26 protein-coding genes and 1 tRNA gene are annotated in these 21,526 nt (G+C 61.9%); 10 read left to right on the forward strand and 17 right to left on the reverse strand.

Going from position 1 to position 21,526, the window contains the following annotated elements:
- Positions 1-2: 2 nt before the first annotated feature.
- The 7 genes from SB756_RS02320 to adhP form a co-directional block, all read right to left on the reverse strand.
- Positions 3-644 (reverse strand): TRAP transporter TatT component family protein, encoded by a 642-nt coding sequence (locus SB756_RS02320; RefSeq protein WP_410910087.1) that lies wholly within the window; start codon positions 642-644, stop codon positions 3-5.
- A complete protein-coding gene (locus SB756_RS02325) occupies positions 641-1,447 on the reverse strand; it encodes an SDR family oxidoreductase (RefSeq protein ID WP_063425551.1) in 807 nt (268 codons plus the stop codon). The genes SB756_RS02320 and SB756_RS02325 overlap by 4 nt, the downstream gene beginning before the upstream one ends.
- Positions 1,434-2,114: a TenA family transcriptional regulator gene (locus SB756_RS02330; RefSeq protein WP_341796132.1), complete on the reverse strand. Its 681-nt coding sequence runs from the start codon at positions 2,112-2,114 to the stop codon at positions 1,434-1,436. The genes SB756_RS02325 and SB756_RS02330 overlap by 14 nt, the downstream gene beginning before the upstream one ends.
- Before the next feature lie 8 nt (positions 2,115-2,122).
- Positions 2,123-3,592, reverse strand: coding sequence for an AMP-binding protein (locus SB756_RS02335; protein WP_410910088.1), 1,470 nt, complete (start codon positions 3,590-3,592; stop codon positions 2,123-2,125).
- Positions 3,582-4,259: a thermostable hemolysin gene (locus tag SB756_RS02340; protein ID WP_410910089.1), complete on the reverse strand. Its 678-nt coding sequence runs from the start codon at positions 4,257-4,259 to the stop codon at positions 3,582-3,584. The genes SB756_RS02335 and SB756_RS02340 overlap by 11 nt, the downstream gene beginning before the upstream one ends.
- 468 nt (positions 4,260-4,727) lie before the next feature.
- Positions 4,728-4,934: a DUF6434 domain-containing protein gene (locus SB756_RS02345; protein WP_059395924.1), complete on the reverse strand. Its 207-nt coding sequence runs from the start codon at positions 4,932-4,934 to the stop codon at positions 4,728-4,730.
- Between the two features lie 91 nt (positions 4,935-5,025).
- Positions 5,026-6,036, reverse strand: a complete 1,011-nt coding sequence (gene adhP / locus SB756_RS02350) for an alcohol dehydrogenase AdhP (protein WP_084966332.1) — start codon at positions 6,034-6,036, stop codon at positions 5,026-5,028.
- A 383-nt stretch (positions 6,037-6,419) separates the two neighbouring features.
- Here adhP and SB756_RS02355 point away from each other — a divergent pair, with 383 nt between their 5' ends.
- A complete protein-coding gene (locus tag SB756_RS02355; RefSeq protein ID WP_341796130.1) occupies positions 6,420-6,614 on the forward strand; it encodes a hypothetical protein in 195 nt (64 codons plus the stop codon).
- A 1-nt stretch (position 6,615) separates the two neighbouring features.
- Here the strand turns inward: SB756_RS02355 and SB756_RS02360 are convergent, their stop codons facing one another.
- Together SB756_RS02360 and SB756_RS02365 are read right to left on the reverse strand one after the other, a co-directional pair.
- Positions 6,616-7,029 (reverse strand): DoxX family protein, encoded by a 414-nt coding sequence (locus SB756_RS02360; protein ID WP_016498950.1) that lies wholly within the window; start codon positions 7,027-7,029, stop codon positions 6,616-6,618.
- Positions 7,030-7,133: 104 nt separating this feature from the next.
- Positions 7,134-7,218: transfer RNA gene (locus tag SB756_RS02365), tRNA-Leu, on the reverse strand.
- 201 nt (positions 7,219-7,419) lie between these two features.
- Here SB756_RS02365 and SB756_RS02370 point away from each other — a divergent pair.
- From SB756_RS02370 to SB756_RS02385, 4 genes are all read left to right on the forward strand, one after another.
- Entirely contained in the window at positions 7,420-7,695 is a 276-nt protein-coding gene (locus tag SB756_RS02370; protein WP_410910090.1) for a hypothetical protein, read from the forward strand.
- Positions 7,696-7,777: 82 nt separating this feature from the next.
- A complete protein-coding gene (locus SB756_RS02375) occupies positions 7,778-8,938 on the forward strand; it encodes a two-component system sensor histidine kinase NtrB (protein ID WP_410910091.1) in 1,161 nt (386 codons plus the stop codon).
- A 5-nt stretch (positions 8,939-8,943) separates the two neighbouring features.
- Positions 8,944-10,389, forward strand: a complete 1,446-nt coding sequence (locus tag SB756_RS02380) for an ATPase domain-containing protein (protein ID WP_410910092.1) — start codon at positions 8,944-8,946, stop codon at positions 10,387-10,389.
- 11 nt (positions 10,390-10,400) lie between these two features.
- The gene (locus SB756_RS02385; RefSeq protein WP_016498954.1) at positions 10,401-10,754 is read left to right on the forward strand and encodes a response regulator; all 354 of its coding nucleotides are present in this window, start codon (positions 10,401-10,403) and stop codon (positions 10,752-10,754) included.
- 43 nt (positions 10,755-10,797) lie between these two features.
- On the opposite strand, the gene csrA is transcribed toward SB756_RS02385, so the two are convergent.
- From csrA to SB756_RS02425, 8 genes are all read right to left on the reverse strand, one after another.
- Complete coding sequence (csrA, locus tag SB756_RS02390; protein WP_004375914.1) at positions 10,798-10,995, reverse strand: carbon storage regulator CsrA; 198 nt, start codon at positions 10,993-10,995, stop codon at positions 10,798-10,800.
- 253 nt (positions 10,996-11,248) lie between these two features.
- Complete coding sequence (locus SB756_RS02395; RefSeq protein ID WP_341796127.1) at positions 11,249-12,271, reverse strand: DNA topoisomerase IB; 1,023 nt, start codon at positions 12,269-12,271, stop codon at positions 11,249-11,251.
- Positions 12,272-12,328: 57 nt separating this feature from the next.
- Positions 12,329-13,420 (reverse strand): molybdenum ABC transporter ATP-binding protein, encoded by a 1,092-nt coding sequence (gene modC, locus SB756_RS02400; protein WP_410910093.1) that lies wholly within the window; start codon positions 13,418-13,420, stop codon positions 12,329-12,331.
- A 1-nt stretch (position 13,421) separates the two neighbouring features.
- Positions 13,422-14,102: a molybdate ABC transporter permease subunit gene (gene modB, locus SB756_RS02405; protein WP_016487935.1), complete on the reverse strand. Its 681-nt coding sequence runs from the start codon at positions 14,100-14,102 to the stop codon at positions 13,422-13,424.
- Positions 14,102-14,860: a molybdate ABC transporter substrate-binding protein gene (gene modA / locus SB756_RS02410; protein WP_410910094.1), complete on the reverse strand. Its 759-nt coding sequence runs from the start codon at positions 14,858-14,860 to the stop codon at positions 14,102-14,104. Before modA ends, modB begins: the two co-directional genes overlap by 1 nt.
- Positions 14,861-15,040: 180 nt before the next feature.
- Positions 15,041-16,117, reverse strand: a complete 1,077-nt coding sequence (locus SB756_RS02415) for an NAD(P)H-dependent flavin oxidoreductase (RefSeq protein ID WP_410910095.1) — start codon at positions 16,115-16,117, stop codon at positions 15,041-15,043.
- A 23-nt stretch (positions 16,118-16,140) separates the two neighbouring features.
- Positions 16,141-16,311: a hypothetical protein gene (locus tag SB756_RS02420; protein ID WP_095115567.1), complete on the reverse strand. Its 171-nt coding sequence runs from the start codon at positions 16,309-16,311 to the stop codon at positions 16,141-16,143.
- Positions 16,312-16,318: 7 nt separating this feature from the next.
- Positions 16,319-16,621 carry a DUF1883 domain-containing protein gene (locus SB756_RS02425; RefSeq protein ID WP_016487931.1) on the reverse strand — a complete coding sequence of 101 codons (303 nt, stop codon included), beginning with the start codon at positions 16,619-16,621 and terminating at the stop codon, positions 16,319-16,321.
- Between the two features lie 160 nt (positions 16,622-16,781).
- On the opposite strand from SB756_RS02425, the gene SB756_RS02430 reads away from it, so the two are divergent.
- The 5 genes from SB756_RS02430 (at position 16,782) to gorA (ending at position 21,373) form a co-directional block, all read left to right on the forward strand.
- Positions 16,782-17,144, forward strand: a complete 363-nt coding sequence (locus tag SB756_RS02430) for a hypothetical protein (RefSeq protein WP_016498960.1) — start codon at positions 16,782-16,784, stop codon at positions 17,142-17,144.
- 77 nt (positions 17,145-17,221) lie between these two features.
- The gene (locus SB756_RS02435; protein ID WP_410910096.1) at positions 17,222-17,872 is read left to right on the forward strand and encodes a c-type cytochrome; all 651 of its coding nucleotides are present in this window, start codon (positions 17,222-17,224) and stop codon (positions 17,870-17,872) included.
- The gene (locus SB756_RS02440; protein ID WP_410910097.1) at positions 17,869-18,783 is read left to right on the forward strand and encodes a c-type cytochrome; all 915 of its coding nucleotides are present in this window, start codon (positions 17,869-17,871) and stop codon (positions 18,781-18,783) included. Before SB756_RS02435 ends, SB756_RS02440 begins: the two co-directional genes overlap by 4 nt.
- A 297-nt stretch (positions 18,784-19,080) precedes the next feature.
- Positions 19,081-19,920, forward strand: a complete 840-nt coding sequence (gene galU, locus SB756_RS02445; RefSeq protein WP_016487927.1) for a UTP--glucose-1-phosphate uridylyltransferase GalU — start codon at positions 19,081-19,083, stop codon at positions 19,918-19,920.
- Positions 19,921-20,017: 97 nt separating this feature from the next.
- The gene (gorA, locus tag SB756_RS02450; protein ID WP_016498963.1) at positions 20,018-21,373 is read left to right on the forward strand and encodes a glutathione-disulfide reductase; all 1,356 of its coding nucleotides are present in this window, start codon (positions 20,018-20,020) and stop codon (positions 21,371-21,373) included.
- Positions 21,374-21,526: the final 153 nt, after the last annotated feature.

Genomic DNA, 21,526 nt, shown 5'->3' on the forward strand with positions numbered 1-21,526 from the left:
GTTCAGTCCTGTTTGTCCTTGATCGCCTTGAGTAAAGCATCGATATCCGCGCGACGACCCTGATCAGCCAGCTCACGCCCCGGCCGCGGTGGGGCTTGCAAGGCTTTGTGTAGGGCTGCGGTAGCCTCCGGGTAGCGTTTTTGCCGATACAGATGATCAGCCCAGAAATAGTTGCTGTCGATACCGCCGGGGCTGATCTGCAGGGCTTTGCGCAGCATCTTGTCGGCCATCTCGGCATCACCGAAACCAATCGGCCAACCGGGCACTTGATCGTACAGCGTGCCCAGGCTGGTATAGGCCGAACCCTGCAGGGCGTTGGGGTCCAGTTTCATGGCCTGCTCCAGGCTAGCCTTCGCGGCCTTGACCTTGCCTAGCGCGCCAAGGCCACCGGTGGCCCCCGCCCAGCTGCTGTTGATGATGCCCTCCCAGATCAATGGCTCTGGGGTACCGGGATACTGGTGAACGAAGGCCGTCGCGTCACTCGCCAGCTTTTCGAAGGCGTCAGCACGTTTGTCCTTGGGTAACTGGTACTGGATCTGCGCCCAGCGCTGCTGTAGCTCACTCAGGTGCTGTGTGCCGGTCTGATCCAGTGCCCAGGTGAAGGGTGCGAATGCCAGCAAGCTGGCGATGAGCAGTCGCTTCATTTGATCGACTCCTTGGAGTGGCTGCCGATGTAGCGGCGAATGACAGGCAATTGTTTGCGCAGTGCGCGGTCGACTACACCCGGCAACATGCCGTTAATGCGCACGAAGAGCTTTTCCGGCCAGCCCAGGTAAAGCTCGCTGCGTTCAGACTCCACGGCCTGAAGCACTGCACGAGCGACATCCGCGGGGTCGTCCATGCCGACTTTCAACGCTTGATTGAGCGCTGTCGCAGCACTGCTATTCATCGCGGTGCGGGTCGCGCGGGGCGCTGCATAGAGCACATTCACCGTGGTGTCGGCCAACTCGCGCCGCAGCGCTTCCGAAAAGCCACGCAGGGCGAATTTGCTGGCGCAGTAGGTGGCATAGCCGGGGTAGCCGATCGAGCCATAGGTGGACCCGACATTAACCACCAGCGCCTTGGGCTGGGTGCGCAGCAACGGCAGGCAGCCACGTGTCAGTTGCATCGGCGCCTTCAGATTGATGTCCAGCAGTTCATCGAGCTCGTGCTCGCCCAGCTGATCGAGCAAGGCGAAGCGGTTCACCCCGGCAGCGTTGATCAGAACGTTGACATTGCCCATCTCGCGGGCTCGACCAACCACTTGCTCGCGCCCTGCCTGGCTGCGCAGGTCAGCTTCTTGCCAACGCAAACGGTCCGGATACCGATTCATCAGGCCAGCCAGCTTGCCCATGTGCCGGCTGACCGCCAGCACCTGGGCACCGGCAGCGCACAATTGCCCGGCAAGCTCCAGTCCAATACCCCCGCTGGCACCGGTGAGAACCACCACGGATTCAGGCAAGCGCATGACGCACCTCGTGCTGCGCGGCGCGCGGCAAGCCCTGGAACATCTCGGTGTACAAGCGGTAGACGACCTTTGCGGCGTGGATGACAGCCTGCTGGTCGCCCTCGTCATCGAGGCGGTCCATCAACTGCTTGTAGGTCACCATGTGGTCCTGGTCGAGCGCACCATGGGAGCTGAGGTAGCTGAACGCCTGGCCAGGCAAGCCCAACGTGCTCTGGATGGTGGCCGCCGCCTGCGTGGCCAGGGCGATGCTGGTGCCTTCCAGTACGTTGACCATGCCGAACAGCCCGACAGGGTTACCGCGTGCAATCAGGTCGTAGAGGTAGGCGACCATCAGCTCGATTGGTAGCGCTGGCCGACTATCACGCACGGCCTCCCAGTCGCCGCCGCAGGCGTTGATGTCGTTGAGGATCCACTGTTCGTGGCCGTACTCCTCATCGATGTATTCGCACACGGCACCGCGCAGCCATTCCAGGCGCGACGGCAAACGCGCGCCACAGGCCATCATCAGCGGCACCGTATGGCGGACATGGTGGTAGGCCTGGGTCAGGAAGGCGACGTAGCTGTCCAGGCTGACCTGGCCGGCCAACGCGTCCCGGATTACGGGCACTGCGAATAACGCCTGACGCTCCTCGGCAGTTTGTGTTTGCAAAGCATCGAAAAATGACATGGTGAACCTCACAACGCGATGTCGGATAACAGGGTTTGGTAACGCTGCAGGATCGCCTCGCGCCGTGGGCGGCCGTTGGCAGTCAGGGTTTCATCAATGGGGCTTAGCGGGGCCGGCAAACGGCGCCAGGCATGCACATGGGCGTAATCGGGCAGTTGCGCGTTGCAGTGCCGTACGGCCTGCTCGATAGCCTCGTCGCTGGCGGCGGGGTCCAGTGGCCAGAGCAGCGCCAGGTTGTGCGGCAAGGCTTCGCCATGCACGAATGCCTGTGCAATCACGCCGCCCTGAGTCAGCTCCGACTCAACCCACTCCGGGTTGACGTTACGACCGAAGCTGGTGATGAACTGGTGCTTACTGCGCCCGTCAAGGTACAGGTAGCCCTCTTCGTCGAGGTGACCGAGGTCGCCCGTCGCCCACCACTCACCGGTCACCGGCGCCTCTTCCAGGTAACCCAGCAAGGTCGAGCCAGCCACCAGCACCTCGCCGTCGTCAGCAATGCGCACCTGCACATGGGGCAAGGGCTTACCGACGCTGCCTGGGCGAACGGCCCCCGGGCGGTTCAGCGCAACCACCGATGCGCATTCGGACAAGCCATAGCCTTCGAATACTGGCAAGCCGACGGCATCGGCCCGAGCCAGCAGGTTGGGTGATACCCGGGCGCCGCCCACGGCCACGAATCGCAGTGGGCCAACACCCATGAGCCTGCGCTCGATAGCGGTGACCAGCCCCATCAGCAGTTGCGGCACGAGGATCAGACTTTGTGCACCGCTTAGGGCAATCGCAGCGAGCAAGCGCTTGAAATCCACCTGGCTTGCGCCGCCCATGCCCAACTGTTGCTGCGGGTAGAGCTGGACGCAGGCGCCCGCCATGAGCGAGGCATATACGCCGAGGTTCTCCAGCAATACACCCAGTGGCAGTACCGCCAGGTATTGCTGAGGCTCGGTTGGTCGGCTTGCAGCTTCCAGCTCCCGCGCTACCCGCAGCATGGCCTCGGCGCCCAGGCATACGCCCTTGGGGCTCCCGGTACTACCGGAGGTGTAGGTGATCTTTGCGGTGCCCGCCGGCAATTCAGGCGCGACGACGCCATCACGCGTCAGGAAGCCTTCTACCGGCTTTTGGGTAAACCCTTGCTCAAGGAGCTGGGCGGTCCACTGCGTCTCGCACAGCACGCTCGTGGCACCACTCTGCTGCAGGCAGTGCCGGAACTGAGCCGCGCTGAAGAACGGCGGTACGATCACACAAGTGCGCTCGGCGAAAAGAGCCGCCAAGTCCCAGAAAAGCAGTTCAGGCCCGTTATCCAGCACCATGACGAACGTGCCCGCTGGCCTGGTCAGCAAGCGGGCTACACGGAATTCGACCTCGTCAAGCAATTGCCGGTAGGTGAAACACTGGCCCAGGCCCTGAACAGCTACAGAATCGGGTTTTTGCTGGGCATGCTGGAGCAACAACGCCTGAAAGAGATGCAGTTCATGCGGCATGACCGGTCTCCTGGGCCCGCTTGGGAAACCCAAGGCGTTGGAACACCCCCGCCCGGGTCAGGGCATCGAAGCCATGGCCGATGTTGCCGGCGAACACATGTGGTCGTTGGTCGTAGTACGTTCCCCACTGATTAGACTGCCCCTGCAAGCGCTCAGGATCAGCCGCAGCCAAAACGGTAGGCATCAAGCCCAGCCGTTGAAAACTGTTGATCAGTGTCGCCGCGCCGGTGAATGCCACCCACTCCAGGCCACGCGAAGCCAACAGCCAAGTCACGGCAATGATCATGATTCGGGCGCTGCCAGCACTGAGTGAGGCCAGGTTGCCCACTTCGACCATGCCTGTACGGTCCAGGGCAACACCGGCGACCTGCGAAACAGCCACCTCCAAAGGGGCGTCCAGATACCGCTCGAGAAACAGAGGCCCGTCGCAGGCTGATCGCATGCCGGCCGCTGCGATCAGGCGTCCGTGGCTGTCATGCAATGCCAGCAGCTCTGGCAAGTAATGCTGCACATCCGCTTGGTGCACGGTGGCAAAGCACTGGTGGATGAAGTGCTCCAGATCCTCGCGTGAAGAGTCGCCTGCCAGATGAAGCGACAACCGCGCGTGGTGGTCGGCATGACTGCCTACAGGAAGCGGGAGCAGGCTGCTCCATTCAGATTCGCTCATAAAACTCCCCCGATTGGGTTCGACGGAGAGAATTATCAGCGGCGAATCTGAAGGGAATCTGAAGTCAAACAGCAGAAAGCGCCTGAGATCAGGATCAGTCGCAGAAGATCGAGCACTCGGCCACTGCACCAGCTGCGTGTTCAACTTGATGACGGTGAAAACCCGATGCTGGCACCAGCGCGCTGTGGCCAAATGGATCCGACAGTCTATGCCAGGCCGCGCACTGCGTCTTGAGCACTTATCTTGAACCTCATCTCTGAGGCGATGGTCATCAGCAGGAGGGCGATTAATATCGTCTCGGCGCCCTCATTAAATATTGAAACGTTCTCAAGCTATGGTGAACTCAAGCCAAATCCAACATTGATGGAGTCAGGAAATGGATTATTCCAGCATGGTTGAATCGTTGGACAAGATGCTCAAAGACGCGGCTACAGCACAATCCGGCTTACAGGCATCAGGTGCCGGCTGTCATCGATGGATTCGCTGCCATTCGTCCGCGACTTCGCCCATCGTTGAGGGTGCCCCGGTTTTGATCCATGCCATAAAGGCACGGTCGAACTTGAATGACGCGCCACATTCACTGAGCAGAAACTGACGAACCTTCTGCGTGTTGCGGTAATGCTTGTCCAGCGGTGTGGCTCTGGTGATCGGGCCGGCGTGCCAGTCGAAGCTCATGGTCTGTTCCTTGACTGTTGAGAAGGCAAAAAGCCCGTAGAGGATCATCTACGGGCGTTGTGGTCGTGCGAAATGATCAGCTTTGAGGCAATCAACCTTCGAACTGGATCACCATACGCCCTTTGATCTTGCCTTCCAGCATCTCGTCGAAGATCTGGTTGATATCCTCGATTGGCCGCAAAGTCACCTTGGGCACCACTTTGCCTTCAGCCGCAAACTGGAAGGCTTCCTGCAGATCCTGGCGTGTCCCGACCAGCGAGCCCACCACTTCGATGCCATCCAGCACCAGGCGGGGAATGTTCAGGTCCATGGATTCAGACGGAAGCCCGACCGCAACCAGGCGCCCGCCAGCGCGCAGGGCATCGACGGCCGAGTTGAACGCGCCTTTGGCGACGGCAGTCACCACGGCGGCGTGGGCGCCACCGGTCTTGGCCTGGATAACCTTTGCGGTGTCTTCGTTGAGCGGGTTGACCACCAAGTCTGCGCCCATTTCGCTGGCGAAGCGCAGTTGCTGCTCATTGACGTCGATGGCAATCACTTTGGCGTTGAAGACGTTCTTGGCATATTGCAGGGCCAGGTTGCCCAGCCCGCCGAGGCCGTAGATGGCAATCCATTGGCCTGGGCGGATGTTGGAAATTTTCACCGCCTTGTAGGTCGTGACGCCGGCGCAGGTGATGCTGCTGGCGGCAGCGGAATCGAGGCCGTCGGGTACTTTGACCGAGTAGTCGGCCTTGACGATGCAGGCTTCGGCCATGCCACCATCCACGGTGTACCCGGAGTTCTTCACCTCGCGGCACAGGGTTTCGTTGCCGCTGTTGCAATACTCGCAATGCCCGCAACCCTGGTAGAACCAGGCAACACTGGCACGGTCGCCCGGCTTGAGCGATGTAACGCCCGGCCCGACTTCCTGAACCACGCCGATGCCTTCGTGGCCCAGCACGACGCCGGTCTTGTCACCGAAATCGCCATTTTTCACGTGCAGGTCGGTGTGGCAGACACCGCAGCATTGCATCTTCAGCAGCGCTTCGCCGTGTTCGAGGGGGCGCAGGGTTTTTTCTACCACGTCCACGCGACGGCCTGGTGCAACAACAGCAGCTTTCATAAGAGCCTCCGTGTCTATCCGAGTGAGCTTGGGTTATCGCTGGGTTAGCATAGCCCTTGCCGGGTCGGGCAAAACTGCTTCAGGTCATGCATCAAGAACACGTCGCAAAAAGAAAAGCCCGCGGCAATGATGCGGCGGGCTGCAAGAACGTACGGAGCGGGGCCAGTGTGCCAATCCGGTTGTCAGTATTTCGTGAAGCTCAGGTCATGAGGCTGTCATGCTCCCAAAGCCATAAAAAAGCCCGCCATGAAAGGCGGGCAAAAGACGTTTGAAGGGAGAGACTGCAGGCTGCGCGTGGCCGGTTAACCCAGGATTAAGCAGCAACACATTGACCTCGGAACCTGATACGCCTATACAGGCCTGCCATCACCCCAGGAGCCAGCATGCACGACGACGACCTGCACGAACCCGAGCACGATCACCTGCTTGACCATGAATTTCTCTACGACGACATGGAGCCCGAGGCGGATGCCCAAGGCGCCGAGGATGAAGTGGAAGAAGACGAGGAAACGCTGGATGACCTCGATGACGAGGAGCGTGATCACCCAGCCTGGTTCGATGACTGCGAAGACGACTGACTCAGCGCCCGTCCACCGAAAAACGCCCTGGGCCGCTCACGGCCAGCAACAGCAGGCCGCCCATGATGCTCATGTTTTTCAGAAACTGGGTCATGTTGGCGCTGCGTTCGGGGTCGACCATGTTCCAGAACGGGTGGCCCAGCAGCGCCGTGCCCAGCACGAACAGCGCAAACAGAAACGCCAGCGGACGTGTGTAGAAGCCCAGGATCAGCAGGATGGCGACGACAAACTCCATGATTACGGCAATTGCAGCCGCCAGCATGGGGGCAGGGGCGCCCAACGACGTCATGTAGCCAACCGTGCCATCAAATCCGGTGAGCTTGGCCCAGCCAGACAAGACGAACAGGATCATCAGCAATACGCGGGCGATCAGGATAATGATGTCGCGTTGGCCATCGAACAGGGAGTAGCGCATGGTGGCGTTCCAGTGGACGGGGACAAGTTCCACTCTAGCAGCTGCGCAAGACATTGCTTGCAGGCAGCAAAAAGGCGCCGCACGGGCGCCTTTTCAACGAAGTTTGGTGCGAGTGGCGGGACTCGAACCCGCAAGGCTCACGCCGACAGATTTTAAGTCTGCTGTGTATACCAATTCCACCACACTCGCACGCTTGAAAGGGCCGCAACGACCAGCTCGCTTCTAAGCAGAAGGGCTTTGCAATCAAGCGCGCTTTATAACCCATTGTTATAGTTGAGTCAACTGCAGCACCTATGATCAACAGAATGAAGGGCCGAACCACTGGATAATTGACAGCTTGCTGTCATTACGCCACTGTCACCCCTTTATTGGATCCAAGAGTATGCGGCGATGGCTCAGTCCGACGCTAGCGAGCGTGTCGTGCGCCCACGGCTGTTGTGGCGGCTGCTGTTTGCGCTGGTGATCGTGTTGGGGGCGTTTCTTTACCTCAGCCTGATCAGCCTGGGTGGCTACCTCTTGATGCTCGGTTTCGATGCCGAGCACCCACAGCCGCAGCGGTGGATGGCTCTGGCTGGCGGCGGGGGGATCATGCTGGTTGGCCTGTGGCTGCTGAAAGTTGCCATGCCACGCCGTCTCAGCCCTGCGTTGGTCGAGCCTGAACGCTGACCATTGGTAGCCAGAGGGGGCCGTTGGCGGTTACCCTCGGCTAAGCTCACATCGTCCCTCCTGCTGTGCCAGTGGAGTTTTCATGGTTTCAGCTGACTGTCTCGATCACCCCGCCATACCTGCCGAGCGCTATGAACAGCTGGTGCAGTCGGTGGTGGATTACGCCATCTATATGCTCGACCCGACCGGCCATGTGGTGTCGTGGAATGCCGGCGCGCAACGGATCAAGGGCTACCGCGCCGATGAAGTGATCGGCCAGCATTTCTCGCTATTCTTCACCCCCCAGGATTGTGCCGACGGCCGCCCCGAGCGCTTGCTGCGCCAGGCGCTGGAGCAGGGTGTGGCGCAGGATGAGGGCTGGCGGGTGCGCAATGATGGTACACAGTTCTGGGCGCTGGCCGCGCTGGACGTGGTCCGCGATGACCAGGGCCAGATCATCGGCCTGGCCAAGGTCACGCGAGACATCACCGACCGTCGCGAGTCGGCGATGCAGCTCGATGCCGTGCGCGCCCAGCTGTTCCAGGCGCAGAAGCTGGAAGCCTTGGGCCAATTGACCGGGGGGCTGGCGCATGACTTCAACAACATGCTGACCATCATCATCAGCTCGGCGCGCCTGGCGCTGGCCAGTCAGGACCCGGCGCGTATCCAGCGCATGCTGCAGCACATTCTCGATGCGGGGCAGCGGGGCACCGAACTGACCCAGCAGCTGCTCAGCTTTGCCCGTCACCGCCGGCTCGATGTGGCGTGCGTCGCACCGCAAGACCTTGTCGCCGCCACCCGTGGCCTGTTGGAGCACGCACTGCCCAGCTCGATTGAACTGCAGGTGCAGTTGCAAGCGGGCTTGCCGTTGATCGAAGTGGATGCCGGGCAGTTGCAGATGGTGCTCCTGAACCTGCTGTTCAATGCCCGCGATGCCATCGCCGGGGAGGGCCGGATAGGCCTGACGGCGGAGGTGGTCGAGTTGGCGGGCGAGGTGGAAGGGCTGCAAGGCAGCTTCGTGCGCTTTGTGGTGGAAGACAGCGGCGAAGGGATTGCACCAGAAGTATTGCCGCGCATCTTCGAGCCATTCTTCACCACCAAGCCGTTTGGCAAGGGCACTGGCCTGGGCCTTAGCCAGGTGTATGGTTTTGCCAGGCAGAGCGGTGGCGCCATTTGTGTCACCAGTGAGCTCGGCCATGGAACTTCCATGCAGCTTTACTTGCCAACGTATCAGGACAAGACCAACAGCCCACTCGACAGGTAAGCATCATGGCGCAGGCACTCAGGCGGTTGGTGACAGGTATCGAAGGGCTCGATGCGCTGCTAAAGGGCGGCCTGGTAGCCGGCGCCTCCTACATCATTCAAGGCCCGCCGGGTGCCGGCAAGACCATCCTGGCCAATCAGTTGGCCTGCGGGCACGTGCGTACGGGCGGCCGGGTGCTGGTGGCCACCTTGCTGAGCGAATCGCATGAACGGCTGTTCCAGTACCTGTCCACCCTGGACTTTTTTGACCCGACGCTGGTCGGCGACCAGATCCAGTTCGTCAGTGCCTTCGACACCCTTGAGCAGGAAGGGCTGGATGCCGTGGTGCGGCTGCTGCGCCAGGAAATCGCTCGGCAGCAGGCCAGCCTGTTGATTGTCGATGGTGTGCTCAATGCCCGGGTGCGCGCCGAAACCGCGCTGGATACCAAGAAGTTTGTCTCCGAGCTGCAGGGCCATGCGGCCTTTGCCGGCTGCACCGTGCTGCTGCTCACCAGCGCACGGCTGGACGAGGGCAGCCCGGAGCACACCATGGTCGATGGGGTGATCGAGCTGGGTGAGCAACTGGTGGGCAGCCGCGCCGTGCGCCATATCCAGTTGCGCAAGACTCGCGGCAGTGGGGCGTTGTCGGGGCGCCACGAATGCCTTATCGATGAAAGCGGCATGCACGTCTACCCGCGCCTGGAGGCGTTGTTCAGCCACCCCAGCCAGATGGGCAGCGCTACCCCGGCGCGCATCGGCAGCGGTGTGCCATCCCTCGATGAGATGCTCGATGGTGGCTTGGCCATGGGTTCGGTGAGTCTGTTGATCGGGCCGTCGGGTATCGGCAAGACTTCACTGGGGCTGGCCTTTCTTGGCGCCAGCACCAAGCAGGCACCGGGGCTGCACTTCGGCTTTTACGAAACGCCCGACCGCCTGCGCAACAAGGCCGCATCGCTGGGTTACGACTTTGCAGCCATGGAGCAGGAAGGTAGCCTGCAGTTGTGCTGGCAACCGACTACCGACGGGTTGCTGGACCAGATCGGTGCGCGCCTGCTTGAGCGTGTCGAGGCCCATGGCAGCAAACGCGTGTTGATTGACAGCCTCGGGGCGTTCAGTCGCCTCGCTGTCGACCCGACGCGGCTCAATGCGTTTTTCCGTGCCATCGCTGGCGAGCTGCGTGCGCGTGATGTGAGCGTGATGCTGACCTGGGAAATGCGCGACATCTTCGGCGCGGAAATCAGTGCCCCGGCCCCGGACCTGTCGAGCATTGTCGACAACCTGATGCTGATGCGCTTCGTCGAGCTGGATTCGCAGCTGCGACGCATGGTGTCGATCCTCAAGGTGCGTGACAGTCACCATGACCCTGCCTTGCACGAGCTGTTGATCGGGCCGCAGGGCATTACCTTGCGCAGGGCATTCGAAGGTGCATGCGGTGTGCTCTCGGGTACGCCGATACCGCAGGGGAGCGGGTGACGGATGAGCCAATGAACACCATCCTGATCGTCGATGACGAATACCTGATTGCCGATATCCTCGGTTTTGCGCTGGAGGACGAAGGCTATCTGGTGGAAAAGGCGAGCAACGGCAGCAAGGCGCTGGAGGCGTTGAGGGAGAAACGCGTTGAGCTGGTGATTACCGACTACATGATGCCTCTGCTCAACGGTGAGGAACTGGTTCGTGCCATGCGCGAAGACCCGACGCTGTGCGAGTTGCCGGTCATTCTGATGAGCGGCGCGCAGGCCAGCCAAGGATGCCCGGCCCTGTTCGCCGCAATATTCGACAAGCCGTTCGACATGGACGAGATGATCGCCAAGGTGCGTCAGCTACTGGGCACCTGAGGCTGGCGGTCGAGCGCGTCCTTGCACGCTGGAGAGGGTAGGCTCAGTGTGAGTCGTCGTGCTTTTCCGGGGCTGGGCTACCGGCCTGGATGCGTTTGAAAATTTCTTCGCGATGGACCTGGACATCTTTCGGTGCATCGATCCCGATCCTCACCTGCATCCCTTTGACGCCTAGAATGGTGACTTTGATGTCATCGTTGATGACGATGCTTTCGCCAACCTTGCGGGTGAGTATCAGCATGTAGTTCTCCTTGGTGATGTAAAAAACCGCTGGGCCAGTTGCCGCGGCGGTGGGAGCGTATCCCTCTTCCTTCTCATTAAAGACGCTTTCGGCGGATAGTAATTCCCCGACAGACAAATTCTGTTGCGTATCTTCAGTTGCAGGTGCCGAAACAAACCGCCAGCGGTTTGTCGGCCAAGGTGCTCGATGGCAAGAATAGGGGGCTTGGTGGCCAATGGGAAATTTCTTCGTATCATCGCCTGAATAGACAGGCTTAATGGCCATCCTGTTCCTCAAGTGCCTGAAGAAATAGCAACAAGGCCACTTCTTCAGGGTCCAGGCCTTTGCGCATACGGCGCTTCGGCAAGTTGCCCAGTCGCCCCTGGGCATAGTGTTCAAGTACGGCCGGGTGAATGTAGCAGCGTCTGCAGACTGCGGGCGTGTTGCCCAGCCGTGTAGCCACCTGGCGGACGATGGCAGCGACCTGGCGCTTTGCCTCGGTCTCGGGCTCCCAGGCCAAGGGCCTGAGCAGGTTCAGGGCCAGGCTGCTGCCGGCCCAGGTGCGGTAGTCCTTGGCAGTGAAGTCGGCGCCGGTCAGCTCCTGCAGGAACTGGTTGACCTCGCTGGAGCCGATGCTGTGGCGCTGGCCGTTTTCATCCAGGTACTGGAACAGCGCTTGGCCAGGCAGTTCCATGCAGCGTTTGAGCAGGTTGGCCAAGCGCCGGTCGGTGAGGGTGACGTCGTGCTCGACACCCCGCTTGCCGCGGAACTGGAAACGGATGCTGCTGCCCTTGACCTGAACATGGCGGTTGCGCAGGGTGGTCAGCCCGTAGGACTGGTTGTCGCGCAGGTAGCGCTGGTTGCCTATGCGGATCAGGGTGTGGTCCAGCAAGCTCACGACCAATGCCATGACCTTTTCCCGGTCCAGGCCTGGCCGTGCCAGGTGGGTTTCCAGTTGCGCGCGCAGTTTTGGCAAGGCCTCAGCGAAGGCCAGCATGCGCCCGTACTTGTGCTGGTCGCGCAGTTCGCGCCACTGCGTGTGGTAGCGGTACTGCTTGCGGCCACGGGCATCGCGACCGGTTGCCTGCAAGTGGCCCTGCGGGTCGGTGCAGATCCACACATCTGTGTAGGCAGGCGGAATCACCAACGCGGCTATGCGCGCAAGGGTGGCGCTGTCGCGCACCCGCTGGCCATCGGCATCCAGGTAAATGAAGCGGTCGCGCCAGCGTCGCCGGGTCAGGCCCGGCTGGCTGTCGTCAACGTAGTGCAAGCTGCGCGGCAGGGGGCAGTCGAGCATGGCGGGCAGGCCTCGATCAGGTCATTGATCAATGGACAACACCCGCGCGCAGGATGCTCAGCCCAGTAACGCCACCGACTTTATCTGGGCGAACAGCAGTTGGCCCGGGTGCAGGCCGAGCTGGTCTGCCGAGAAGCGCGTGATGCGCGCGAGCAAGGCATTGCCGCCGGCATCCAGGCTGACCAGCACATGGGCTGGGTTGTCGGCCGGGCGGCTTTCGCGCACCTGTACCGGCAGGCGGTTGAGGATGCTCGATGTGCTGTCGGCCGCCAGCGCCAGGCTGACGTCACGGGCCTGCACCTTGACGCGCAAGGTGCTGCCCATCACGTGGGCCGGGTGGGCGATGCGCAGCACCGGCCCTGAGCCGCCGGGCAGGCGCAGGTCGAGCAGGTCGTAGTGCGGGTCGTGGCCGACCACCAGGCCTTCGAACACCACGCCAGCGTCCTCGCCCTGGGCCAGCGACAGGTCGAGTCGGGCCAGGGTTTCGCCAATCGGGCCGCTGGCGACCACCAGGCCTTGCTCCAGCAACACCAGGTGGTCGGCCAGCCGCGCCACTTCATCCTGGGCGTGGCTGACATACACCAGCGGAATGTCCAGTTCATCGTGCAGGCGCTCAAGGTAAGGCAGGATCTCACGCTTGCGCGGCCCGTCGAGGGCCGCCAGCGGCTCGTCCATCAACAGCAGGCGTGGGCTGCTGAGCAGGGCACGGGCAATGCCCACCCGCTGCGCCTCGCCGCCAGACAACGTCGCGGGGCGGCGTTCCAGCAAGTGGCCGATGCCCAGCAACTGGCAGGCCTGGTCCAGGCTCACCTTGCGTTCAGCCGCCGCCACCCGGCGCCAGCCGAATTCGAGGTTGCCGCGCACCGACAGGTGCGGGAACAGGCTGGCCTCCTGGAACACGTAGCCCACCGGCCGCAGGTGCGGGGCCTGGAAGTAGCCGCGGGCGGTGTCTTCCCAGACTTCGCCGTTAACCTCGATGTAGGCGCTGGCGGCCCGTTCCAGGCCGGCCAGGCAGCGAAGGCAGCTGGTCTTGCCGGAGCCCGAGTGGCCGAACAGCGCGCTGACGCCGCGCCCGGGCAGGAGCAGGTCAACGTCCAGGGTAAAGTCGTCGCGCGCCAGGTTCAGGCGCGCCACTATCGATGCGGTCATTTCAGCTCCAGCCAGCTTTGCCGCGGCGTCCGGCGTACAGCAGGAGCAGCACCAGGAAGGAAAACACCAGCATGGCACCGGCCAGCCAGTGGGCTTGCGAATACTCCATGGCCTCGACGTGATCGAAGATTTGCACCGAGACCACGCGGGTCTTGTCGGGGATGTTGCCACCGATCATCAGCACCACGCCAAATTCGCCAACGGTATGGGCGAAGCCGAGGATGCTGGCGGTGACGAAACCGGGGCGGGCCAGCGGCAGCACCACATGAACGAAGGTGTCCCATGGGCTGGCGCGCAAAGTGGCGGCGACTTCCAGCGGGCGCTGGCCGATCGCGCCAAATGCATTCTGCAGCGGCTGCACCACGAATGGCATGGAATACACCGTCGAACCGATCACCAGGCCCGTGAAGCTGAACACCACGCTGCCCAGGCCCAGCGCCTGGGTAGCCTGGCCGAGCCAGCCGTGCGGCCCGAGGGCGATCAGCAGGTAAAAGCCGATCACCGTGGGTGGCAATACCAGCGGCAGAGCCACCACCGCGCCTACCGGCCCGCGTAGCCATGAGCGCGTACGCGCCAGCCACCAGGCGATGGGGGTGCCGATAACCAGCAGGATCAGGGTGGTCAGGCTGGCCAGTTTGACGGTCAGCCAGATTGCACCCAGGTCACTGGCGTCCAGTGGCATCAGAGTTCATAGCCGTAGGACTTGATCACCGCAGCGGCTTTCGGGCCTTTGAGGTATTCGACCAGCGCCTTGGCGGCCGCATTGTCCTTGCCTTTGTTGAGGATCACCGCGTCCTGGCGGATTGGGTCGTGCAGGTTGGACGGCACGATCCAGGCGGAGCCGTTGGTTACCTGGCCGTCCTTGTAGATCTGCGACAGGGCGACGAAGCCCAGCTCGGCATTGCCGGTGGAGACGAACTGGAAGGTTTGGGTGATGTTCTGGCCTTCGACGATCTTGCCTGTGGTGGCTTCGGTGAGCTTCAGCTTGTCCAGCACCTGGGTGGCGGCCAGGCCGTAAGGTGCCGCTTTCGGGTTGGCGATGGACAGGTGTTTGTAATCGTTTTTCTTCAGTACGTCACCCTTGGCATCTACGTAGCCTTCCTTTGCCGACCACAGGGCCAGGGTGCCGATGGCGTAGGTGAAGCGCGACCCAGGGACGATTTCCTTTTCTTCTTCAAGCTTTTTTGGGGTGCTGTCGTCAGCGGCGAGGAACACTTCGAACGGTGCGCCGTTCTTGATCTGTGCGTAGAACTGCCCAGTGGCGCCGTAGGCTGCGACCAGTTTGTGGCCGGTGTCTTTTTCAAAGTCTTTTGCGATGGCCTGGATCGGGGCTGTGAAGTTGGCTGCGACCGCGACCTGAACCTCATCGGCCCAGGCAGTGTTGAAGGCGAACAGGGTGGCCAAGGCGGTGACGGCCAGGTGGGATAGGCGGATACGCATGAAGACAGCTCCTTGGGGTTATCGTTATGTGCTGAACTATATAGCGATAGGCCATTTGCCGGGAAGGGGCTGGGTGATGCATTTGCAGGCTCGGCCTCTTCGCAGCACAAGGCTGCTCCTACAGGCGCCTGTAGGAGCAGCCTTGTGCTGCGAAGAGGCCGAACCTGTATATGAAGATGCCTAACGATTAACCAAGGCCAGTGCCTTTTCGGCAATATCCCGGGTCAGCTCCCCCGCAGGCACGTGCCGCCCCAGCCGCAACGCCTGCCCTGACCACAGGTTACTGAAGTCACTGTTACCTTGCGGATCGGTGATCGCCCGCAATGGCATCAATGCTCCACCCGCCAGCGGGAAGCGCGGTGCCAGGTCGCTCATCGGCCCCAGCTCGCGCATGATGCGGTTGTTGATGCCGCGCGCCGGGCGGCCGGTAAACAGGTTGGTCAACGCCGTGTCGCTCGCGGGCGCGCTGTCCAGCGCCAGGCGATGCGCCGACGAAACCTTGGCCTCGGGGCAGAACAGGTAAGCCGTGCCGATCTGCACTGCCGAAGCGCCCAGTGCCAGCGCCGCCACCAGGCCACGGTGGTCGCCGATACCGCCTGCGGCAATCACCGGCACGCTGACCGCGTCCACCACCTGCGGCACAAGGGCGAAGGTGCCGATCTGGCTGGTAATGTCGTCGCTGAGGAACATGCCCCGATGGCCGCCGGCTTCATACCCCATGGCGATGATCGCGTCACAGCCATTGCGTTCCAGCCAAACCGCTTCTTCTACCGTAGTGGCGCTGGACAGTACCCTGGCACCACTGGCCTTCACCCGTTGCAGCAGGTCAGCCTTGGGCAGGCCGAAGTGGAAGCTCACCACCTCCGGGCGCAGTTGCTCGATCAGCTGGCAGCTTTGTTCGTCGAACGGCGCACGGTTGGACACTGGTGTGGGGGCCGTGAAATCAGCACCCGTTTCGTTGTAATAAGGCTTAAGGGCCTGCTTCCAGCGGGCATCGCGCTCGGCATCGGGCGCTGGCGGTTGGTGGCAGAAGAAGTTCAGGTTCAGCGGGCGGCCCGGGCAAGCGTTTCGAAAGGCTGCAATCTCGCCCCGTACTTGTTCGCCTGTGAGCATGGCGCAGGGCAGGGCGCCAAGCCCTCCGGCGTTGGCCACGGCGATGGCCATCGCCGACCCGCTGGCACCGGCCATGGGCGCCTGGAGGATAGGCAACTCGATGCCCAGCAGATCGAGGATACGACGGTCGGGCCAGTTGCTCATGCAGTTCTCCTTGGCGCGCAGCCTTACAGTGCCTTGCTCACCTGAATGTCGCTGATCTTGTCGGCGTCGTCGCCGTGGATCTTGCGCAGGGCATCGAGTGCCTGTTCCTGCGACGCGTCGGGCATGACGGCGAAATCCCAGCGGCGCTCGCCGTCGAGCTTGTATTTGATGACGTACTTGATGTTCTGGGTCATGGCAGTCTTATCTGAGTTTCGACGAAGAGCGACGGATGATCTTGATCTTGTGGCTCAAGGTGGGCTTGCGTGTTACCGAGATCGGGCGGGTGGTCACGGTGTCGATGGTGATGTTCCAGAAACCGGTGCTGGGTACCGTGATTTTGGCCGGGAAGTCAACGAACTGGCCGCCATGGTAGGTGTGACGGCCGCCGTTCTTGAAGCTGCGGAAGTTGGCGTCGTTCATCAGGCGGATGTTGCAGCGCTGGGAGCATTCGATAACGACGATGTCGTCCTCGTTGAGGTGCTCGCGCTGGTGTACGAATTTCATGTGATGCTCCGCAAGGTTTGGATCTGTAAAGGCAAAAGATACCACGATGTGCCGTTACACTGGCGCGCTCGATGGCCAGGCCCCGATAAATCTGCCAATGCAGGGAGCAAAACCGCCTGGCTGCGGTCGAACAGGATTCTTGAAGGCTGAGGTGCTCTAAATGAAGTGGATGGTGGCGGTGGTGTCTGTGGCGGCGCTGGGCGGTTGTGTCAGCGTTTCGGAGCTGGAGCAATCGCACGAAACGCTGGATGTGATTTCTGGCAAGACCCCGCGTGAATATGCCGACTGCATCAAGCAGAAGCTGGCCGATACGCGCGATCCGCTGGTGGAAGAGCCGCGTGGTGACGGCCTGCGCCTGATCGTGCCGCAGAAGATCAGCTCGGGGGTAGGGCCGGCGGCACTGGTGGACATCGACAAGCGAGGCAGCGGCAGCAGCATCAAGCTGCGTGAGCGGCTGAACAACTTCCCCCTGCGCCTGGGCGATGTGCGCACCGCGGCCACCCAATGCATCTCCGGGCATTGATCTGAGGCAACGGACCTTCCTGTCTTTGCTTATATGTTTTAAGCCTAAACATATAACAAAAGAAAGGGAGATTCGTGATGACACCGTTGAGACGCGTCGTGATCGGCAGCCTGCTGATCCTGGCCTGCCCCATGGCGCATGCCGCCGATGGCCAGAAAGTCTTCACCCAGGGTGGGGCAAACCCCGCTGCCATGGCTTGCCTCGGGTGCCATGGCCCCGACGGCAAGGGCATTGCCGCCGCCGGCTTTCCGCGCTTGGCCGGGCTACCGGCTGGTTACCTCAGCAAGCAACTGCATGACTGGCGCAATGGCAGCCGCAAGCAGCCGGTGATGGAACCGCTCGCCAAGGCCTTGAGCGAAGATGAAATCAAGGCGGTGAGTGCCTACCTGGCCAGCCTGCCGGCAGACCCCGCCGGCAACCTGTGGCGCCAGCAGATTGCCGATGACCCGACCACCCGCATGGCCCTGTACGGCGACTGGAACCGGCAGATACCGGGCTGCGTGCAATGCCATGGCCCTGGCGGCGGCGGGGTTGGCGAACACTTCCCGCCTTTGGCCGGCCAGCCTGCCAGTTACCTGGTGGCGCAGCTCAATGCCTGGCGCGACGGCAGCCGCAGTAATGACCCCAACCAGCTGATGGTCGGCGTGGCCAAGGCCATGACCGATGACGAGATCAAGGCTGTCGCCGAGTTCTTCGCCCGCTCCGCCAGCCAGGAGGTCACGCCATGAAACCCTTGATTCCAGCCTTTTTACTGGTGGCCATGAGCAGCGCCCAGGCCGCCCCGATCGCCATGGAAGACCAGTCGCAGCTGAAGGTACCCGGCGTGCAGGCCGCGCCGCAGTTTGTGCCGCCCGTTGAAAGCGAGTTGCCCGACAATGCCTTTGGCAAGATGGTGCGTGAGGGCCATGCCCTGTTCGTCGATACCCGCCGGCTGATGCCCGAGGCCGTAGGCAACGGCATGAATTGCAGTAACTGCCACCTCGACCAGGGGCGCCTGGCGCATTCCGCGCCGATGTGGGGCGCGTACCCGATGTACCCCGCGTACCGCAAGAAGAACGACAAGGTGAATACCTTCGCAGAGCGCATCCAGGGGTGCTTCCAGTTCAGCATGAACGGCAAGCCACCTGCCGCCGATAGCCCGCAGATGACGGCACTGGCGACCTATGCGTACTGGCTGTCGACCAAGGCGCCCACTGGCGTGGAGATTGCCGGGCGTGGTTACCCGGAGGTGCCGCAGCCCGAGGGCGGCTATGACTTCAAGCGGGGCCAGCAGGTGTACGGCGAGCAATGCGCGATTTGCCATGGCGACAACGGCCAAGGGCAGAAGGTGGCCGGTGATTACGTGATGCCGCCGCTGTGGGGCAAGGACTCCTACAACTGGGGCGCTGGCATGCACCGCATCAACACGGCAGCGTCGTTCATCAAGTACAACATGCCGCTGGGCAAGCCGGGCAGCCTCAGCGATCAGCAGGCCTGGGACGTTGCCGCGTGGGTCAACCGCCATGAACGGCCGCAGGACCCGCGACTGGTGGAGGGCTCCATCGAGAAGACGCGGGTGAAGTTCCATGCCAATGACGGCGTGAACCTGTATGGTCAGAAGGTAGATGGGGTGCTGATCGGGCAGGGCACCGGTAGCTGATGCAGCGCCTGTGCCGGCCTCTTCGCGGGTGACCCCGCTCCCACAGATCTGTGCAGAGCTCAAGCCTGATGCGGTGCCTGTGGTAGCGGGTTTGCCCGCGAAAGGGCCGGTACAGGCACCCTGATTTTGCTGTCATCCGCCCGTCATGTATGACGGTAATATTTACGATCCCCCGGAACTATCTACACTGGGTTATCTCTATGAAGGCATCGGTCGCTATCAGGGGCATTGTAAGGTAAGTGCCGCCTGATTAGACTGCGCCGAATTCCACAGGCCTAGCCTTTGTTAAGGACGTATATGATCAAAAAATGCTTGTTCCCGGCGGCCGGCTACGGCACTCGCTTCCTGCCCGCTACCAAAGCCATGCCCAAGGAAATGCTGCCGGTGGTCAACAAGCCACTGATCCAGTATGGCGTTGAAGAAGCATTGGACGCCGGTCTGAACGAAATCTCCATCGTGACCGGTCGCGGCAAGCGCGCCCTGGAAGACCACTTCGACATCAGCTACGAGCTGGAAAACCAGATCAAGGGCACCGACAAGGAAAAATACCTGGTGGGTATCCGTCGCCTGCTCGACGAGTGCTCGTTCTCCTACACCCGCCAGACCGAAATGAAAGGCCTGGGCCACGCGATTCTCACCGGCCGCCCGCTGATTGGCGACGAGCCGTTTGCAGTGGTGCTGGCGGACGACCTGTGCGTCAACCTTGACGGTGACGGTGTGCTGGCGCAGATGGTCAAGCTGTTCAAGCAATACCGCTGCTCGATCGTCGCGATCCAGGAAGTGGACCCGCAGGAAACCAACAAATATGGCGTCATCGCCGGCGAAGAGATCCGTGACGGTATATTCCGTGTGGACTCGATGGTCGAGAAGCCCAAGCCTGAAGATGCGCCGTCGAACCTGGCCATCATCGGCCGCTACATCCTGACCCCGGATATCTTCGAGAAGATCGAGCAGACCGAGCCGGGCAAGGGTGGCGAGATCCAGATCACCGACGCGCTGATGAAGCAAGCGGCCGAAGGTAACGTGATTGCCTACAAGTTCAAGGGCAAGCGTTTCGACTGCGGTGGTGCCGAAGGCTACATCGAGGCGACCAACTTCTGCTTCGAGAACTTCTACAAGGCTGGCAAGGCTTACTGATTGGCCCAGCTGGTACGAGAGCCACCCTTCGGGGTGGCTTTTTTGTTTGCGGCGGCCAACGGCGTTATGCTGGGCGCCTGCCTAGGAGAGTGAATACATGGCCTACGATTTTGATCTGTTCGTGATTGGTGCCGGGTCCGGCGGTGTGCGCGCAGCGCGCTTTGCCGCGGGCTTTGGCGCGAAAGTGGCGGTGGCCGAAAGCCGCTACCTGGGGGGGACCTGCGTCAACGTCGGCTGCGTGCCGAAAAAGCTGCTGGTGTACGGCGCGCATGTCGCGGACGAACTGGAACAAGCCGCAGGTTTCGGCTGGACCCTGGAAGAAGGGCACTTCGACTGGGGCACCCTGATTGCCAACAAGAACCGCGAAATCGAGCGCCTCAACGGCATCTACCGCAACCTGCTGGTCAACAGCGGCGTCACCCTGCTGCAAGGCCACGCACGCCTGACCGGCGCCAATGAAGTGGAGGTGGAAGGCCAGCGCTACACCGCCGAGCACATCCTCATCGCGACCGGTGGCTGGCCGCAGATCCCGGACATCCCGGGCAAGGAACTGGCGATCACGTCCAACGAAGCCTTCTACCTCAAGGACCTGCCACGTCGGGTGCTGGTAGTGGGTGGAGGTTACATCGCCGTCGAGTTCGCCGGTATCTTCCAGGGCCTGGGGGCCGACACCACGCTGCTGTACCGTGGCGACCTGTTCCTGCGCGGCTTCGATGGCTCGGTGCGCACACACCTGAAGGAAGAACTGGAAAAGCGCGGCCTCGACCTGCAGTTCAATGCCGATATCCAGCGTATCGACAAGCTTGAAGATGGCAGCCTCAAGGCCACCCTCAAGGACGGCCGCGAGCTGGTTGCAGACTGTGTGTTCTACGCCACAGGGCGGCGCCCGATGCTGGACAACCTGGGCCTGGAAAACACCGGCGTCGAGCTGGATGCGCGTGGTTACATTCGTGTCGACGAGCAGTACCAGACGACTGCGCCTTCGATCCTGGCCATTGGCGATGTGATCGGCCGTGTGCAGCTTACCCCGGTGGCCCTGGCCGAAGGCATGGCCGTGGCGCGGCGCCTGTTCAAGCCGGAGCAGTACCGCCCGGTGGACTACCAGAACATCCCGACGGCGGTGTTCAGCCAGCCGCCTATCGGTACTGTTGGCCTGACCGAGGAGCAGGCGCTGGAGGCCGGGCACAAGGTGCAGGTGTTCGAAAGCCGCTTCCGCGCCATGAAGCTGACCTTGACCGACATTCAGGAAAAGACCCTGATGAAATTGGTGGTGGATGCCGAGACTGACAAGGTGCTGGGTTGCCACATGGTTGGCCCTGACGCTGGCGAGATCATCCAGGGCCTGGGCATTGCCCTGAAAGCCGGTGCGACCAAGCAGCAATTCGACGAGACCATCGGCGTGCACCCGACGGCGGCCGAAGAGTTCGTGACCATGCGTACAGTCACTCGTTAATGCCACTGGCCTCATCGCCGGCAAGCCAGCGCCCACAGGTATTGCACAAGCCCATGGGCCTGCGCTGTACCTGCGGGAGCTAGCTTGCCGGCGATGGGGCCAATGAATGCAGCGCAATCCTGTGCTCAGCCCATTCCCTTCTATTAATTAACC

The organism is Pseudomonas sp. SIMBA_068, from assembly GCF_046534705.1.
Lineage (GTDB): Bacteria > Pseudomonadota > Gammaproteobacteria > Pseudomonadales > Pseudomonadaceae > Aquipseudomonas > Aquipseudomonas putida.

Excerpts from the sequence above, each read along its gene's own strand:
- SB756_RS02320 (WP_410910087.1), bottom strand. The coding sequence starts at position 644 with ATGAAGCGACTGCTCATCGCCAGCTTGCTGGCATTCGCACCCTTCACC.
- SB756_RS02325 (WP_063425551.1), bottom strand. The coding sequence starts at position 1,447 with ATGCGCTTGCCTGAATCCGTGGTGGTTCTCACCGGTGCCAGCGGGGGT.
- SB756_RS02330 (WP_341796132.1), bottom strand. The coding sequence starts at position 2,114 with ATGTCATTTTTCGATGCTTTGCAAACACAAACTGCCGAGGAGCGTCAG.
- SB756_RS02335 (WP_410910088.1), bottom strand. The coding sequence starts at position 3,592 with ATGCCGCATGAACTGCATCTCTTTCAGGCGTTGTTGCTCCAGCATGCC.
- SB756_RS02340 (WP_410910089.1), bottom strand. The coding sequence starts at position 4,259 with ATGAGCGAATCTGAATGGAGCAGCCTGCTCCCGCTTCCTGTAGGCAGT.
- SB756_RS02345 (WP_059395924.1), bottom strand. The coding sequence starts at position 4,934 with ATGAGCTTCGACTGGCACGCCGGCCCGATCACCAGAGCCACACCGCTG.
- adhP (WP_084966332.1), bottom strand. The coding sequence starts at position 6,036 with ATGAAAGCTGCTGTTGTTGCACCAGGCCGTCGCGTGGACGTGGTAGAA.
- SB756_RS02355 (WP_341796130.1), top strand. The coding sequence starts at position 6,420 with ATGCACGACGACGACCTGCACGAACCCGAGCACGATCACCTGCTTGAC.
- SB756_RS02360 (WP_016498950.1), bottom strand. The coding sequence starts at position 7,029 with ATGCGCTACTCCCTGTTCGATGGCCAACGCGACATCATTATCCTGATC.
- SB756_RS02370 (WP_410910090.1), top strand. The coding sequence starts at position 7,420 with ATGGCTCAGTCCGACGCTAGCGAGCGTGTCGTGCGCCCACGGCTGTTG.
- SB756_RS02375 (WP_410910091.1), top strand. The coding sequence starts at position 7,778 with ATGGTTTCAGCTGACTGTCTCGATCACCCCGCCATACCTGCCGAGCGC.
- SB756_RS02380 (WP_410910092.1), top strand. The coding sequence starts at position 8,944 with ATGGCGCAGGCACTCAGGCGGTTGGTGACAGGTATCGAAGGGCTCGAT.
- SB756_RS02385 (WP_016498954.1), top strand. The coding sequence starts at position 10,401 with ATGAACACCATCCTGATCGTCGATGACGAATACCTGATTGCCGATATC.
- csrA (WP_004375914.1), bottom strand. The coding sequence starts at position 10,995 with ATGCTGATACTCACCCGCAAGGTTGGCGAAAGCATCGTCATCAACGAT.
- SB756_RS02395 (WP_341796127.1), bottom strand. The coding sequence starts at position 12,271 with ATGCTCGACTGCCCCCTGCCGCGCAGCTTGCACTACGTTGACGACAGC.
- modC (WP_410910093.1), bottom strand. The coding sequence starts at position 13,420 with ATGACCGCATCGATAGTGGCGCGCCTGAACCTGGCGCGCGACGACTTT.
- modB (WP_016487935.1), bottom strand. The coding sequence starts at position 14,102 with ATGCCACTGGACGCCAGTGACCTGGGTGCAATCTGGCTGACCGTCAAA.
- modA (WP_410910094.1), bottom strand. The coding sequence starts at position 14,860 with ATGCGTATCCGCCTATCCCACCTGGCCGTCACCGCCTTGGCCACCCTG.
- SB756_RS02415 (WP_410910095.1), bottom strand. The coding sequence starts at position 16,117 with ATGAGCAACTGGCCCGACCGTCGTATCCTCGATCTGCTGGGCATCGAG.
- SB756_RS02420 (WP_095115567.1), bottom strand. The coding sequence starts at position 16,311 with ATGACCCAGAACATCAAGTACGTCATCAAATACAAGCTCGACGGCGAG.
- SB756_RS02425 (WP_016487931.1), bottom strand. The coding sequence starts at position 16,621 with ATGAAATTCGTACACCAGCGCGAGCACCTCAACGAGGACGACATCGTC.
- SB756_RS02430 (WP_016498960.1), top strand. The coding sequence starts at position 16,782 with ATGAAGTGGATGGTGGCGGTGGTGTCTGTGGCGGCGCTGGGCGGTTGT.
- SB756_RS02435 (WP_410910096.1), top strand. The coding sequence starts at position 17,222 with ATGACACCGTTGAGACGCGTCGTGATCGGCAGCCTGCTGATCCTGGCC.
- SB756_RS02440 (WP_410910097.1), top strand. The coding sequence starts at position 17,869 with ATGAAACCCTTGATTCCAGCCTTTTTACTGGTGGCCATGAGCAGCGCC.
- galU (WP_016487927.1), top strand. The coding sequence starts at position 19,081 with ATGATCAAAAAATGCTTGTTCCCGGCGGCCGGCTACGGCACTCGCTTC.
- gorA (WP_016498963.1), top strand. The coding sequence starts at position 20,018 with ATGGCCTACGATTTTGATCTGTTCGTGATTGGTGCCGGGTCCGGCGGT.